Here is a 15,240-nt window from a genome sequence, read left to right on the forward strand (position 1 = left end):
AATTCAGGTTTTCCTTCAGACATGACTACAATTTGCGCGCATGGCTACCCGTAAAACATCCGAATACAGCGAATCATCGATTCAAGTCTTAAAAGGGCTTGAACCCGTCCGTCAGCGGCCGGGAATGTACACCCGCACTGACAATCCCTTGCACATCATTCAGGAGGTGCTGGATAACGCTTCTGACGAGGCGCTAGGCGGATTTGGCAAGCAAATCATTGTGACTTTGCACACCGATAGCAGTGTGAGCGTGGAGGATGATGGCCGCGGTATTCCTGTCGGAATGCACCCAACTGAAAAGCTCCCGGTAGTAGAAATCGTCTTCACTCAGCTTCATGCGGGCGGTAAATTCGAAAAAGGCTCTGGTGGAGCGTATGCCTTCTCTGGCGGTTTGCATGGTGTTGGTGTCTCGGTAACCAATGCTTTATCTAAGCGACTTGAGGTCACCGTATGGCGTGAGGGTCAAGTCTCTACATTGACCTTTGCTGATGGCAGGGTGATTGCAAAGCTCAAAACCAGCGCCGCTGGCAAAGAGGATAAGTCTCACGGTACACGAGTACGTGCATGGCCTGATGGCAAGTACTTTGATAACGCAGCCATCCCCATGCCTGAACTCATTCGTTTATTACGCTCGAAGGCAGTCTTATTGCCAGGTGTAAAAGTGACCCTGATTCAAGAAAAGTCTGGCGAGAGCCAAACTTGGCAATATGCCCAAGGCTTGCGAGGTTATTTAAATGAAGCGATAGCTCAAGCAGGTCATGGCGCAGAAGTGATTCCTCCTTTTGAGGGTGAGCAATACGCTACTGGTAACGGTGATGATGATTCCTTTGCCGAAGGTGAAGGCGCGGCCTGGGTTGTTACCTGGACTGAAGATGGTGCGCCAGTGCGTGAAAGTTATGTGAACTTAATTCCGACTCCTGCAGGTGGCACGCATGAAAGTGGTTTGCGTGAAGGCCTCTTTAATGCGGTCAAAGGTTTTATTGAGATGCATGCTCTGCAACCTAAGGGTGTCAAGTTGATGCCTGAAGATGTCTTTGCACGCGCCTCATTTATTTTGTCTGCCAAGGTGCTAGACCCACAATTTCAGGGGCAAATTAAAGAGCGCCTGAACTCAAGAGACGCAGTGCGCCTAGTTTCTGGCTACGCTAAATCTGCATTAGAGCTTTGGCTTAATGAACACGTAGATTACGGTCGTAAATTAGCCGACTTAGTAATTAAGCAAGCCCAAGCAAGAACCCGTGCCGGTCAAAAAGTAGAGAAGAAAAAATCTTCTGGTGTAGCGGTTCTTCCAGGAAAGCTGACTGATTGTGAAAGCCAAGACATTAGCCTGAATGAAATTTTCCTCGTTGAGGGTGATTCAGCGGGCGGCTCAGCCAAGATGGGGCGCAACAAAGAATATCAAGCGATTCTGCCTTTGCGCGGTAAGGTTCTTAATACCTGGGAAGCCGAGCGCGATCGCCTGTTCGCCAATAATGAAGTGCATGACATTGCGGTAGCCATTGGTGTTGATCCACATGGTGCTAATGACACGCCAGATTTATCGAACCTGCGTTACGGCAAGGTCTGCATCTTGTCTGATGCGGACGTCGATGGCGCGCATATTCAGGTATTACTGCTCACCTTGTTCTATAAACATTTCCCGAAGTTAATTGAATTAGGACATATCCATATTTCGCGACCACCTTTATTTAGAGTGGATGCGCCAGCTCGCGGCAAAAAACCGGCACAAAAGATTTACGCCCTTGATGCAAGTGAACTGCAAGCAATTGAAGACAAGTTACGTAAAGATGGTGTCAAGGAGTCTGCATGGCAGATATCTCGCTTTAAAGGTTTGGGCGAGATGAGTGCTGAGCAACTGTGGGATACCACCCTCAATCCGGATACCCGCCGTCTCTTACCGGTGACCTTGGGCGCATGGACAGAAGATGAAACAATTAAAACAATGGATATGTTGATGGGTAAATCCGAATCCGGAGCGCGTCGTGATTGGTTAGAAGAGCGCGGTAACGAAGTAGAGGCGGATATTTAATGGCAATTAAAAAAACTCCAGGTAGCGTAGACTCTACAGAGCAAGCTGACTTGTTTGCAATCGATGAACCCATTGCTACTCAGGCAGGCGGCCCCAATGATCCGCATGATCCGAAAAAGATTGAACTTAATGAGGATGACAAGGATAGCCTCACGCTGGCCGTCTATGCTGAACGTGCTTACTTAGATTACGCCATTAGCGTCGTCAAGGGTCGCGCTCTGCCAGATGTATCCGATGGTCAGAAGCCAGTTCAACGCCGCATTCTGTTCTCGATGAGTGAGATGGGTTTGCGTGCTGATGCGAAGCCAGTCAAGAGTGCGCGTGTGGTCGGTGATGTACTGGGTAAATTCCATCCCCATGGCGATCAATCTGCTTATGACGCATTAGTGCGTCTTGCCCAAAGTTTCTCATTACGTTATCCATTGATTGATGGTCAAGGTAACTTTGGTTCCCGTGATGGAGATGGTGCAGCGGCAATGCGTTACACCGAAGCGCGTTTAACCAAAATTGCTGGTTTGTTGTTAAGCGAGATTGATGAAGGTACGGTCGATTTTGCGCCGAACTATGACGGATCTTTTCAAGAACCTAAGTTGTTACCAGCACGCTTACCATTTGTTCTATTGAATGGCGCATCAGGTATTGCGGTAGGTATGGCAACGGAGATTCCTTCACATAACCTACGAGAAGTGGCTAGCGCAGCGATTGCCTTGATGAAGTCTCCGAAGATGAGTACTTCAGAGTTACTGGAAATCATACCTGGCCCGGACTACCCTGGTGGCGGTCAAATTATTTCTTCTCCAGCAGAAATTGCGCAGATTTATGAAGCAGGTCGCGGCAGCTTAAAAGTACGTGCCCGTTGGTCTGTTGAAGAATTGGCACGTGGTCAATGGCAAATCGTGGTGAATGAACTACCGCCATCAACTTCATCGCAGCGGGTATTGCAAGAGATTGAAGAAATCACCAATCCTAAAGTCAAAGTTGGCAAGAAGACTTTGACCCCAGAGCAAAGCAATCTCAAATCCACCATTCTGAATGTCCTTGATGGCGTACGTGACGAATCTAGTAAAGATGCAGCTGTACGCTTGGTGTTTGAGCCTAAGAGTAAAAACATTGATGTCAATGAGCTTGCTAACTTATTGCTAGCTCATACATCACTAGAGTCCAATGCACCAATGAACTTGGTCATGATTGGTACTGATGGTCGTCCACGTCAAAAGGGTCTTAAAAAGATTATTTCTGAGTGGATTTCTTTCAGAGTGGCTACTGTTACAAGACGTACTCAATACCGTTTAGGCAAGGTGAATGACCGGATGCATATTTTGGAAGGGCGCTTAATCGTCCTTCTGAATATTGATAAGGTCATTAAGATCATTCGCAATAGCGATGAACCTAAGGCTGACCTCATCAAAGAGTTTAAGCTGAGTGATCGTCAAGCAGAAGATATTCTCGATATCCGCTTGCGTCAGTTGGCCCGCCTTGAGGGCATCAAGATTGAGCAAGAGTTGAAAGAACTCAAGTCTGAGCGTGATGACCTTGAAGGTTTATTGCAGAGCGATACCGTTCTACGTAAACGTATCATCAAAGAAATCGAATCCGACATGAAGGATTTCGGCGATGATCGTCGCACCTTAATTCAGGAAGATAAGCGCGCTGTAGCTGAGACTAAAGTATTAGATGAGCCAGTCACCGTGATCGTGTCGCAAAAAGGTTGGGTACGCGTACGCCAAGGCCATGAACATGATGCAACCCAGTTTGCCTTTAAAGCGGGTGATGCCTTGTATGGCACATTTGAGTGCCGCACAGTTGATGTGATGCAAGGCTTTGGTAGTGATGGCCGCGTCTATACCGTGCCAGTCAGTGAATTGCCTGGCGCGCGTGGCGATGGCTCACCGTTAACTAGCTTTGTGAATTTAGCCGCTGGATCACAAATGGTTGCTTACTATGCTGGTCAGTCTGATGATCTTGTATTGATTTCTACTAGATCAGGTAACGGCTTCCTTGCCAACGTGGCAGACATGACTACCCGCAATAAGGCTGGTAAATCTTTTGTTGGAATCGACAGCAAATTTCCAGGTGGTGATGCGCCTTTGGGGGTTGCTAAGGTCACGGCAGGTATGAAGCAGGTAGCTTGTTTATCTGAAAGCTCTAAGTTATTAGTGTTCCCGCTGGATGAGCTAAAGCGCTTACCGACTGGTGGTAAAGGTGTCATTCTGATGGGCTTGGATGATAAAGAGAGGTTAGCCGCTGCCATTGCTGTTGGTCCTGATGGCGCTACGTATTCAGGTGCGGGGCGTGCTGGTAAACCAACGGAGCTCAGTCTTGATGCGAAAACCTTGAAGTCGTTTGCAGGTAATCGTGCCCGTAAAGGTCACTTTGTAGAGCCAAGACTCAAAGACGGAAAGCTCACAGCGAACTAAGAAGCTAATCTGCGTTAAACCTTCTTGGGAACTGGTACGCCGTACTTGACGGCAATGACTTCAGCTAGGATCGATACGGCTATCTCAGGCGGAGTCAAAGCGCCGATAAATAGACCAACGGGTCCGTGAAGGCGTTCAACTTGCTCCTGTGTCACATCAAATTCCAGCAAGCGGTCTTTACGTTTCTTGGTATTGATTCTGCTACCCAGTGCTCCCACATAAAAAGCAGGGGACTTCAATGCCTCCATTAAAGCCATGTCATCAAGCTTAGGGTCATGCGTTAAGGCTACAACCGCTGTATGGGAGTCAACCCCAATTTCTAACAGCACGTCGTCTGGCATACCCTTGATAAACTGAATCTGTTCACGATTGATGCCTTCTGCATATTCTTCGCGCGGGTCAATGACTATTACTTCAAAGTCTGACGCAAGCGCAAAGTCAGCGGTATACAGTGACAGCTGTCCGGCCCCAATGATCACCATGCGCCAGCGAGGACCGTAAGTAGTTTTCATCAAGCGCTCATCGCAGATGAATGCCTCATTACGATTACCAGCTGCGAGCGTAGATTTACCAGTCGCAAGATCCACTGTGCGTGAAGTAATTTGGTGGTTGCTAATGGACTCTAGAATGGCCTCCAAAATAGCTAGCTCTGGTTTTGGCTCTACAAGCAATCGAAGGGTTCCGCCACAGGGCAGGCCAAAACGGGCGGCCTCTTGTTGGCTAACGCCATACACCACCATTTCTGGTAAATCTCGAGTTAGGATTTCAGTTTGTACTCGGCGAATCAGGTCATCCTCGACGCATCCACCAGAAACTGAGCCGGTAACTTGCCCGTCACCTCGAATAGCCAACCACGAGCCAATAGGTCTTGGAGCGGATCCCCAAGTTTGAACAACGGTGGCAATGGCAACCGGATGGCCTGATTTGAGCCAATCTACCGCGGCTTTTAATACACTTAAATCGGTACTATTCATTTACTGTTTTTAATTTCTTACGTTTAATTTTTATATTTATTATTTATTGCTAGCAATCTAATTATTATCTCTCTAATGACAAGTTCTAGCCCATCAGCCCAAGATGCACAATTACGTATAGCCGTGCTCTTATTGGCGGCGGGCGAGGGCAGTCGGCTAGGTACCCATCCAAAAACCTTGCTTCATCGTGATGGAAAGACTCTTTTAGAGCGTTTTACAAGTGCAATTCAAGGATTTAGTCCTGTCGAATGCATTGTGGTCACTGGCTTTCATGCTCAGTTGATTGAGTCTGTAATCGCAAAGATGAATGCCTCTTTAACTCATCCGATGAAGATCATTAGAAATGCTTCACCAGAGGCGGGTCAGCCATCCTCAGTTCGCTTAGGTCTAGAATCATTTAAATCTAATTTCGATGCCTTGCTAGTCGCGCTTTCCGATCAGCCTGAAGTGGGTGCAAAGGAAATACAAGAATTGCTTGATGAATACACTAAGCGAGAAGATGGTCAGGAAATTATTCTGCCATTAGTGGATGGAAAGCGGGGCAATCCTGTGTTGTTTTCTTATAAAGCTTTCTTGGATGTATTGGCCAAACCAGGCATGGTTTGTCGATCTTTCATGGATGCCAATCCCGACAAGGTAAGAGCTATGCACACCTGTAATCAGGCATTTGTGATGGATGTCGACACACCGGAAGACATCCAAAGACACAAATTAAATCTATTTCCTTTTTAAATCTCTGCAATTAACTCGATTTCAACACAAGCACCCAGAGGGATTTGCGCCACACCAAATGCGCTACGAGCATGTTTTCCCGCATCACCAAACACTTCAAAAAGTAGTTCTGAGCAACCGTTCACGACTAAGTGTTGCTCTGTAAATTCAGAGGTCGAGTTCACTAGCCCCATCACTTTGACTATGCGCTTTACTTTATCCAGTGAGCCTAAGTGATTTTGAAGTGTGGCAATGAGATCAATCGCAATGGATTTCGCGGCAGCCTTACCGGTTTCGGTATCTATATCAAGACCCAGCTTGCCAACCCAGGGCTTGCCATCTCGCTTAGCAATATGCCCCGACAGAAAAACGGTATTGCCAGTCGTTGCTGCCATGACGTAGGCAGCAGCAGGAGGGCCAGCTGGAGGTAAGTCAATACCGAGGGATTTTAGGCGATCGCTAATGTGATTTGTCATAGAGTTTTAGTGAAGAAAAAAATAAAGAAGGTTAGGTAAATCTTACTGGATTACTTTGATAGTTGACGCATGGCATTCTCGAGACCATTTAAGGTCACAGGATACATGCGGTCTTTCATGAGACCTTTCATGATGTCGATGGATTGTCGATATTGCCAAACTGATTCTGGTTCTGGATTAAGCCAGGCAAAGTGAGGGAAGTGCTCAATGAGGCGATTAATCCACGCAGCACCAGCTTCTCGATTGTTATATTCAACCGATCCATTGGGGCTTAGAATCTCGTAAGGTGACATAGTGGCATCACCAATGAAAATCAGTTTGTAGTCGGAGCCATACTTATTGATTACGTCTTGAGTTGCGGTAACTTGATTGCGTCTGCGACGATTACTTTGCCAGAGATTTTCATATACGCAGTTATGAAAGTAGTAATACTCCAAGTATTTGAATTCTGTTTTGACGGCGGTAAATAATTCAGAGATGCGCGTAATATGATCATCCATCGAACCGCCCACATCCATCAGTAACAAGACTTTGACCTGGTTGTGACGCTCTGGACGCATTTGGATATCGAGCATCCCTGCGTTTGCAGCAGTAGAGTGAATCGTTTTATCGAGATCTAACTCTAGATTTAAGCCTTCTCTGGCAAAACGACGTAAGCGACGTAAAGCCATTTTGATATTGCGCGTTCCTAGGCTGAGATCGCAGTCGTAGTCTTTAAATTCTCGGACTTCCCAGACTTTGACGGCCGTACGATTGCCCGCACTCTCGCCGCCAATACGAATACCCTCTGGGTGGAAGCCGCTATGCCCAAAGGGAGATGAACCACCCGCACCAATCCATTTATTGCCACCACCATGCCATTCTTTTTGCTCTTTCAAAAGCTCTTGAAGGCGCTTTTTTAACGCTTCAGGCCCGCCTAATTTTTTGAGTGCCGCCTTTTCTTCTTCAGTTAATACGCGTTGCAGTTTTTTCTCAAGCCAGTCCAAAGGAATATCAGGAGCTAAAGCGATGATTTGCTCTACACCATTGAAGTAGGAGCCAAACACTTGATCAAAGCGATCAAAGTGCTGCTCATCCTTGACTAAGGTCATCCGGGCTAGTTGATAAAACTCATCAATCGAAGGATCAATAACCCCTTCCTTTAGCGCTTCTAGCAGCGTTAAAAATTCCCGCACTGAAACAGGCACTTTGGCCTCTTTGAGATTGAGAAAGAATTGAATCAACATGATTCAGTTATTAAAAATATTAGCTCGTCAGATCAGCGGTGATTGCGGTTCATCATCACCAAACGCTCGAAGAGATGTATATCTTGCTCATTTTTAAGAAGCGCTCCATGCAGCGGAGGAATCGTAATTTTGTCATCACCGCTATACAGAGCCTCGGCAGGAATATCTTCTGCAAGTAATAGCTTTAACCAATCGATGAGCTCAGAAGTGGAAGGCTTCTTTTTTAAGCCTGGTAAAGAGCGGATTTGATAGAAAGATTGAAGCGCAGCTTCCAATAATTCTTGCTTGATATTTGGATGGTGGACATCCACAATGCTTTGCATTGTTTCTACGTCCGGAAAAGAGATGTAGTGGAAGAAGCAGCGACGCAAAAATGCATCTGGTAATTCTTTTTCATTATTTGAAGTGATGATGACAAGGGGGCGGTGCTTTGCCTTGATCAACTCACGCGTTTCGTATACATAGAACTCCATACGGTCGATTTCTCGCAAGAGGTCGTTTGGAAACTCAATATCGGCTTTATCAATCTCATCAATCAACAAAACAACGGGTTCATCTGCTTCAAATGCCTGCCAAAGAACACCTTTCACAATGTAATTGCGAATGTCATTCACCTTTTCATCGCCAAGCTGGGAGTCTCTTAATCTGCTGACGGCATCGTATTCATAAAGACCTTGTTGCGCCTTGGTGGTCGATTTAATGTGCCATTGCATCAGTGGCATGTTCAGGGCTGCAGCCACTTCCTCGGCCAGCATGGTTTTTCCTGTTCCTGGTTCTCCTTTTATTAATAAAGGGCGCTGAAGCCGTATCGCGGCATTGACAGCCAATTTCAAGTCATCAGTAGCTACATAGCTTTGCGAGCCGTCGAAGCGGGATTGGTTCTTAGTCATGGTGAGGGCAATTAATTTGTCTGTGAATAGCCGTCAAGTATAGGTAAAAGGGTCGCTACTTTCTGTGTTTTTACTCATTTCAAGGGGTAAAAACAGGGGATCTCGGCTCGTCTCCGCTATACTCTCTCCAAATTGATTTGAATCAAACTCGTAACTACTGATTTCTATGAAAAAACACCTCATTCTTTCCCAATTGACCCTCTGTGCTGCTTTGGCTTTTGCCGGATTCTCAGCTCAAGCTCAAGACGTCAAAGGTTCTGCCCAAGCTGGACAAGGCAAGGTTTGGCTCTGTATTGGCTGCCATGCCATCCCTGAATACCGCGCTGACTATCCTTTGGTATACAAAGTCCCCATGATTGGCGGTCAAAATGCTGCTTACATTGCCAGCTCTTTAGCGGCTTACAAAAAAGGTGAAAGAAAGCATCCAACGATGCGCGCAATAGCAGGTAGCTTGTCTGATCAAGATATGGCTGACCTCGGCGAATACTATGCTGCGCAAACTGCCAGCTCACTTAATAACCCACTGAAGTGATATTTAGAGGCACGTTTATGAAATTCGCACTAATTACCGCCATTTTGTTATCCAGCATTGGCTTGGCTCAAGCAGCTAGCGCCGAAAAAGGTCAAGCACTTGTAGAGAAGGGCAACTGCGCCTCCTGCCATGGTGCTGGTCTTAATGCGCCAATCTTGCCCGCTTATCCAAAGTTGGCCGGTCAGCATGCTGATTACCTCTACTACGCTTTGCGCGCTTACCAAGTTGGCGGCTCTAATCCGCAGTTTGGCCGTAACAATGCAGTAATGTCTTCTCAGGCCAAGCCTTACAGCGATGCAGATCTTCTTGATATGGCTGCTTATATTGCTAAATTGCCAGGAAACTTTGTTGTTAAGAAGTAATTTTCTTAATTAACTAGAATCTCACTATAAGGCTTAGCTTAATCACCTAAGCCTTTGTTATTTATAGCATTTGTAGGGTATCTTTTATTTCGTAGCCTCAAGCCCTCTCGCGAGGTGATTGCGCATAGCCAGCTCTGCAGCCACGGGATCTCTTTTGAGAATAGCCTGGAGAATTTCCCGATGCTCAAGCAGGGAACTTAAAAGGCGATCCCCTCTACTTAAAGAATCACGTCTTTGGAGCTTGAGCACCTTACGTAGGTCATCAATAACGCCATTCATCCACTTATTTCCGGCAATTTCTTGGATTAATTCATGAAATTTGACGTTAAATTCAAAAAACTGCCCGATATCGCGATCTGCAGCAGCCTTTTCGAGGCGGTGATGTAAATCATCCAATTGGGTTAGCTGGGCTTCAGTAGCATTTATAGCTGTTTCTTTGGCTGCCTGACCCTCTAGCAAGGAGAGAACGGTAAAGATTTGCTCTAAATCACGCCTATCAACCTCGGTTACATAAGAGCCTTTATTCATTTTGCTTGTTACAAGCCCCTCGGAAGCTAGTACCTTGATGGCTTCACGCATAGGCGTGCGGCTTATTCCGAAGGCAATAGCCAAGCTTTGTTCATCCAGCCAGCTTCCGGGGGCTAGTTCATGCGAGAAGATTTGCTCGCGTAAGCGCTCGGCAACATCCTCATATAAAGGCCTATTTATTAATTTTGTATTCATAATTATGTATACAGTATCTAGACAAATTCAGAAAAGTCAAGCAAAATAGCCCTACAGAATTAGTGATGATGTAAAAAGCCAACCGGGAGTGCTTTGTGAGTACAAGTGATAAAAAGTCTGCATCGAATTCATCTAATACTTGGCCCAATGTGCCAGACTGCGATTTAGATGCTTGGAAAAAATCAGCCCAAAAGTCAGCGCCCAATGGTGATGTTGATAAATTAGGCTGGCAAACGCCAGACGGTATTCATCTAAAAGCTTTATATACGGCCAAAGATACCGAGGGTCTTCAGTACACCCATTCTTTGCCAGGCTTTGAGCCTTTCGTACGTGGACCACAGGCAACCATGTATTCAGTTCGACCTTGGACCATTCGCCAGTACGCCGGCTTCTCAACTGCAGAAGAATCCAATGCCTTTTATCGCAAGGCGCTGGATTCAGGTGGTCAGGGTGTTTCTGTTGCTTTTGACTTGGCAACTCATCGTGGCTATGACTCTGATCATCCGCGCGTGACTGGTGACGTTGGCAAGGCAGGCGTGGCCATCGACTCAGTAGAAGATATGAAAATCTTATTCGATGGAATTCCGCTAGACAAGGTATCCGTTTCGATGACGATGAACGGAGCAGTGCTGCCGGTGTTGGCGGGTTATATCGTTGCTGGTGAAGAGCAGGGTGTGAAGCAAGAGTTGCTATCAGGCACTATTCAGAATGACATTCTGAAAGAGTTTATGGTGCGCAATACCTATATCTATCCACCAGAGCCTTCGATCCGCATCATCGGTGACATCATCGAATACACCGCCAAACATATGCCGAAATTTAATTCGATCTCGATTTCGGGTTATCACATGCAGGAGGCAGGTGCGAACCAAGTTCTCGAATTGGCATTCACATTGGCTGACGGTAAAGAGTATGTCAAAACTGCTTTGGCAAAAGGCCTGGATGTAGATGGCTTTGCTGGCCGCCTCTCCTTCTTCTTTGCTATCGGCATGAACTTTTACTTAGAGGTTGCTAAGTTACGCGCTGCACGTCTTCTCTGGTGGCGCATCATGAAGTCCTTCGAACCCAAGAATCCAAAGTCCTTGATGTTGCGCACCCACTGCCAAACATCTGGCTGGTCTTTAACTGAGCAAGATCCGTATAACAACGTTGTGCGCACCACCGTTGAAGCCATGGCCGCTGTATTTGGTGGCACACAATCTTTGCATACCAATTCCTTTGATGAAGCGATTGCTTTGCCTTCTGAGTTCTCTAGCCGTATAGCTCGCAACACGCAATTAATTCTGCAAGAAGAAACTCATATCACTAGCGTGATCGATCCATGGGCTGGCTCTTACATGATGGAAAGTCTTACTCAAGAGATGGCTGATAAAGCTTGGGAGATTGTTCAAGAGGTCGATGCCATGGGCGGTATGACCAAGGCTGTCGAGAGTGGTTGGGCAAAGCTCAAGATTGAAGCTGCGGCTGCTGAGAAACAAGCGAAGATTGATTCAGGCTCTGATGTGATTGTCGGTGTCAATAAATACAAGCTTGGAAAAGAAGACTTGGTTGACGTTTTAATGATTGACAACGATATCGTTCGAGAAAGCCAAGTTGCTCGTTTAAAAGATATCAAGGCGAAGCGCGACTCTAAGAAGGTAGAAACAGCATTAGAAGCGTTAACTAAGGCCGCAGAAGAAAACACTGACAACCTATTGGAATTGGCTGTGCAAGCAATCCGTTTGCGCGCTACGGTTGGCGAAGTCTCTGATGCATTGGAAAAAGTTTACGGGCGCCATCGCGCCGATACTCAAAAGGTGACTGGTGTGTATGCAGCTGCTTATGACTCAGCCGAAGGCTGGGATAAATTGAAAGTCGAGATCGCTGATTTCGCAAAAGACTTTGGCCGTCGTCCGCGTGTGATGATTGCCAAACTTGGTCAGGATGGCCATGATCGTGGCGCTAAAGTGGTTGCAACCGCCTTTGCTGATTTAGGTTTTGACGTAGATATTGGACCTTTGTTCCAAACGCCTGAAGAGTGCGCACGTCAAGCCATTGAGAACGATGTCCATGCTTTAGGAGTTTCCACTTTGGCAGCGGGTCATAAGACTTTAGTTCCCGCCATAATTGCCGAATTGAAAAAGCAGGGTGCCGACGACATTATTGTCTTTGTGGGTGGAGTCATTCCAAGGCAAGATTATGAGTTCTTATACGATGCTGGAGTTAAGGGTATTTATGGCCCAGGCACTCCGATTCCAGCATCTGCTAAGGATGTGCTCGAGCAGATTCGCAAATCTGCAAAGCCTGCTTAACTTTAGATAAAAAGAAAACAGCATGCTCAATGCAGTAGACCAAGCCTTAGTGAATGACCTTACCGGTGCACCCTCAGCGGCGCAGCGCCGTGCATTGGCCAAGATCATTACTTTGCTTGAATCCACTCGCATGGATCATCGTCAGCGTGCTGATGAGGTGCTCAATACTTTATTACCCAAGACGGGTAAGTCTTTTCGCTTGGGCATCTCAGGCGTGCCTGGCGTTGGTAAATCTACTCTCATCGAAACCTTAGGCTTAGATTTAATTGCAAAAGGCCATCGCGTTGCGGTTCTCGCTATTGATCCTTCCTCGAGCTTATCGGGTGGCTCTATTTTGGGCGATAAGACTCGTATGGAGAGACTATCCGTTTTGGATAACGCCTTCATTCGTCCGAGCCCATCATCTTGCACCTTGGGTGGCGTGGCCGAGAAAACTCGGGAGGCGATGTTAGTTGCCGAAGCTGCAGGATTTGACATTGTGATTGTTGAAACCGTGGGCGTAGGTCAAAGTGAAATTGCTGTTGCCGGTATGACGGATATGTTTCTATTAATGCAGCTACCTAATGCCGGCGACGATCTACAAGCAATTAAAAAAGGCGTGATGGAAATTGCTGATCTGATTGTGATTAACAAGGTGGATATCGATCCCAATGCTGCTATGCGTGCGCAACTATTTATCACCAGCTCTTTGCGACTATTAGGCTTTCAAGGCAATCCTGATCACGCCACACATGATTTGGAGTTTTGGCATCCGACCGTCATGTGTTTAAGTGCCCTTGAGGGTAATGGCGTACCTGAGTTGTGGGAAAAAATTTTGCATTTTCAGAAACTACAAAATGCGAACGGTCAATTAGCATCGCGCCGTAAGCAACAAGCAGGGGCTTGGATGTGGGATCGGATTGATGCGGGTCTTAAGAATGCTTTTCAGAATCACCCAGTAGTACAAGCACTTTTGCCCAGCCTGAGCGCTGAGGTTAACCAAGGAACGATGGCCGCCTCGGTTGCTGCCAGACGTTTGCTTGAGGCAATGGGCCACGAATTTTTCTAAGGAGCAGTTATGAAGGAAATCATTCAACAGCTAGAAGCAAAGCGTGAGCTCGCCAGATTAGGTGGTGGGCAAAAGCGTATAGCTGCTCAACACTCCAAAGGTAAGTTAACAGCACGCGAGCGTATTGAACTCTTGCTAGATGCCGGCACATTTGAAGAGTGGGACATGTTTGTTGAGCATCGTTGCCATGACTTTGGTATGGCTGATCAGACTGTTCCTGGTGATGGTGTTGTCACGGGTTACGGCATGATTAATGGCCGTTTGGTCTTTGTATTTTCTCAGGACTTTACAGTCTTGGGAGGCTCACTTTCAGAGGCTCATGCGGAGAAGATTTGTAAGATCATGGATCAGGCGCTTAAAGTAGGTGCGCCCGTTATTGGCTTGAATGATTCCGGTGGTGCGCGTATTCAGGAGGGTGTCGCTTCTCTAGGTGGCTATGCTGAAATTTTCCAGCGTAATGTCACCGCTTCGGGTGTGATTCCACAAATCTCTTTGATCATGGGCCCATCAGCGGGTGGCGCTGTTTACTCGCCTGCACTCACAGACTTCATCTTTATGGTGAAAGACAGCTCCTATATGTTTGTGACCGGCCCTGAAGTCGTGAAGACGGTAACGCATGAGGATGTCACTGCTGAAGAGCTTGGTGGTGCAATAACTCATTCAACTATTTCAGGCGTTTGCGATCTTGCTTTTGATAATGACGTTGATGCCATCATAATGCTCCGTCGTTTCTTTAACTATCTCCCATTATCGAATCGTGAAAAGCCGCCCATGATTAATGGGGCGCAGCGTACCGAAGAGCCTGATTTCTCACTCGATACATTGGTGCCGAGCAATCCAAATCAGCCTTATGATATGAAAGAATTGATCAGGAAAATTGTTGATGATGGCGAGTTCTTTGAGCTCCAGCCTGATTACGCTAAAAATATCTTGATTGGTTTTGCACGCATGGAAGGTCGCTCAATTGGTATCGTCGCTAATCAGCCCTTAGTGTTAGCTGGCTGCTTAGATATCAAGGCATCTATCAAAGCTGCACGTTTCGTTCGCTTTTGCGATGCCTTCAATATTCCAGTAGTCACTTTAGTTGATGTACCTGGATTTATGCCGGGCACCTCTCAGGAATATGGCGGCATCATCAAGCATGGCGCAAAGCTGCTCTACGCTTATGCCGATTGCACCGTTCCTAAGGTCACGCTGATTACTCGTAAGGCTTACGGTGGCGCCTATGATGTGATGGCCTCTAAGCACTTGCGTGGCGATGTGAACTTTGCTTGGCCCTCAGCTGAAATTGCAGTCATGGGTCCCAAAGGGGCTGTTGAAATTATCTTCCGCGAAGAAAAGTCTGATCCGGCAAAAATTGCGGCTCGGGAAGCTGAGTACAAGGCCAAGTTTGCCAATCCCTTTGTAGCTGGTCGTCGTGGGTATATAGATGACGTCATCTTGCCTCATGAAACACGTAAACGTATCTCACGCTCTTTGGCAATGCTCAAGGACAAAGAGCTTACAAATCCACCGCGCAAACACGGCAACATCCCCCTTTAAGGCGCCGGAGAAATCATGA

General features: G+C 46.7%; 13 protein-coding genes. 8 read left to right on the top strand and 5 right to left on the bottom strand.

Features of this window, described 5'->3' with window-relative positions:
* The first annotated feature begins 40 nt into the window (after positions 1-40).
* Positions 41-2,029: a DNA topoisomerase IV subunit B gene (locus ICN22_RS06705; RefSeq protein WP_216169498.1), complete on the top strand. Its 1,989-nt coding sequence runs from the start codon at positions 41-43 to the stop codon at positions 2,027-2,029.
* The gene (parC, locus tag ICN22_RS06710) at positions 2,029-4,446 is read left to right on the top strand and encodes a DNA topoisomerase IV subunit A (RefSeq protein WP_255533886.1); all 2,418 of its coding nucleotides are present in this window, start codon (positions 2,029-2,031) and stop codon (positions 4,444-4,446) included. Before ICN22_RS06705 ends, parC begins: the two co-directional genes overlap by 1 nt.
* A 14-nt stretch (positions 4,447-4,460) precedes the next feature.
* Here parC and ICN22_RS06715 read toward each other — a convergent pair whose 3' ends face one another.
* Positions 4,461-5,420: an XdhC family protein gene (locus ICN22_RS06715; protein WP_216169499.1), complete on the bottom strand. Its 960-nt coding sequence runs from the start codon at positions 5,418-5,420 to the stop codon at positions 4,461-4,463.
* 75 nt (positions 5,421-5,495) lie between these two features.
* On the opposite strand from ICN22_RS06715, the gene ICN22_RS06720 reads away from it, so the two are divergent.
* Complete coding sequence (locus ICN22_RS06720; RefSeq protein ID WP_216169500.1) at positions 5,496-6,152, top strand: nucleotidyltransferase family protein; 657 nt, start codon at positions 5,496-5,498, stop codon at positions 6,150-6,152.
* Here ICN22_RS06720 and ICN22_RS06725 read toward each other — a convergent pair.
* The 3 genes from ICN22_RS06725 to ICN22_RS06735 are packed head-to-tail and all read right to left on the bottom strand — an operon-like array spanning position 6,149 to position 8,723.
* Positions 6,149-6,607 carry a RidA family protein gene (locus ICN22_RS06725; protein ID WP_216169501.1) on the bottom strand — a complete coding sequence of 153 codons (459 nt, stop codon included), beginning with the start codon at positions 6,605-6,607 and terminating at the stop codon, positions 6,149-6,151. The two genes, ICN22_RS06720 and ICN22_RS06725, sit on opposite strands and share 4 nt — an antisense overlap.
* A gap of 50 nt (positions 6,608-6,657) precedes the next feature.
* Positions 6,658-7,833, bottom strand: a complete 1,176-nt coding sequence (locus ICN22_RS06730) for a vWA domain-containing protein (protein WP_216169502.1) — start codon at positions 7,831-7,833, stop codon at positions 6,658-6,660.
* Positions 7,834-7,865: 32 nt separating this feature from the next.
* Positions 7,866-8,723, bottom strand: a complete 858-nt coding sequence (locus ICN22_RS06735) for an AAA family ATPase (protein WP_216169503.1) — start codon at positions 8,721-8,723, stop codon at positions 7,866-7,868.
* Positions 8,724-8,889: 166 nt separating this feature from the next.
* Between ICN22_RS06735 and ICN22_RS06740 the strand changes: the two genes are divergently transcribed.
* Both ICN22_RS06740 and ICN22_RS06745 read left to right on the top strand, forming a co-directional pair.
* Positions 8,890-9,255, top strand: coding sequence for a c-type cytochrome (locus ICN22_RS06740; protein WP_216169504.1), 366 nt, complete (start codon positions 8,890-8,892; stop codon positions 9,253-9,255).
* 17 nt (positions 9,256-9,272) lie between these two features.
* On the top strand, positions 9,273-9,617 hold the full coding sequence (locus ICN22_RS06745) for a c-type cytochrome (RefSeq protein WP_216169505.1): 345 nt from the start codon (positions 9,273-9,275) through the stop codon (positions 9,615-9,617).
* A gap of 84 nt (positions 9,618-9,701) precedes the next feature.
* Here ICN22_RS06745 and ICN22_RS06750 read toward each other — a convergent pair whose 3' ends face one another.
* Positions 9,702-10,340, bottom strand: coding sequence for a GntR family transcriptional regulator (locus ICN22_RS06750; protein WP_216169506.1), 639 nt, complete (start codon positions 10,338-10,340; stop codon positions 9,702-9,704).
* A 149-nt stretch (positions 10,341-10,489) separates the two neighbouring features.
* Between ICN22_RS06750 and scpA the strand changes: the two genes are divergently transcribed.
* From scpA to ICN22_RS06765, 3 genes are read left to right on the top strand one after another with little or no spacing between them, the layout of a single operon-like run.
* A complete protein-coding gene (gene scpA / locus ICN22_RS06755; protein ID WP_216169839.1) occupies positions 10,490-12,631 on the top strand; it encodes a methylmalonyl-CoA mutase in 2,142 nt (713 codons plus the stop codon).
* A 22-nt stretch (positions 12,632-12,653) separates the two neighbouring features.
* Complete coding sequence (gene meaB, locus ICN22_RS06760; protein ID WP_216169507.1) at positions 12,654-13,679, top strand: methylmalonyl Co-A mutase-associated GTPase MeaB; 1,026 nt, start codon at positions 12,654-12,656, stop codon at positions 13,677-13,679.
* A gap of 9 nt (positions 13,680-13,688) precedes the next feature.
* Positions 13,689-15,221: an acyl-CoA carboxylase subunit beta gene (locus ICN22_RS06765; RefSeq protein WP_216169508.1), complete on the top strand. Its 1,533-nt coding sequence runs from the start codon at positions 13,689-13,691 to the stop codon at positions 15,219-15,221.
* The last annotated feature ends 19 nt before the right edge of the window (positions 15,222-15,240 follow it).

Source organism: Polynucleobacter bastaniensis (assembly GCF_018882205.1).
Classification (GTDB): domain Bacteria; phylum Pseudomonadota; class Gammaproteobacteria; order Burkholderiales; family Burkholderiaceae; genus Polynucleobacter; species Polynucleobacter bastaniensis.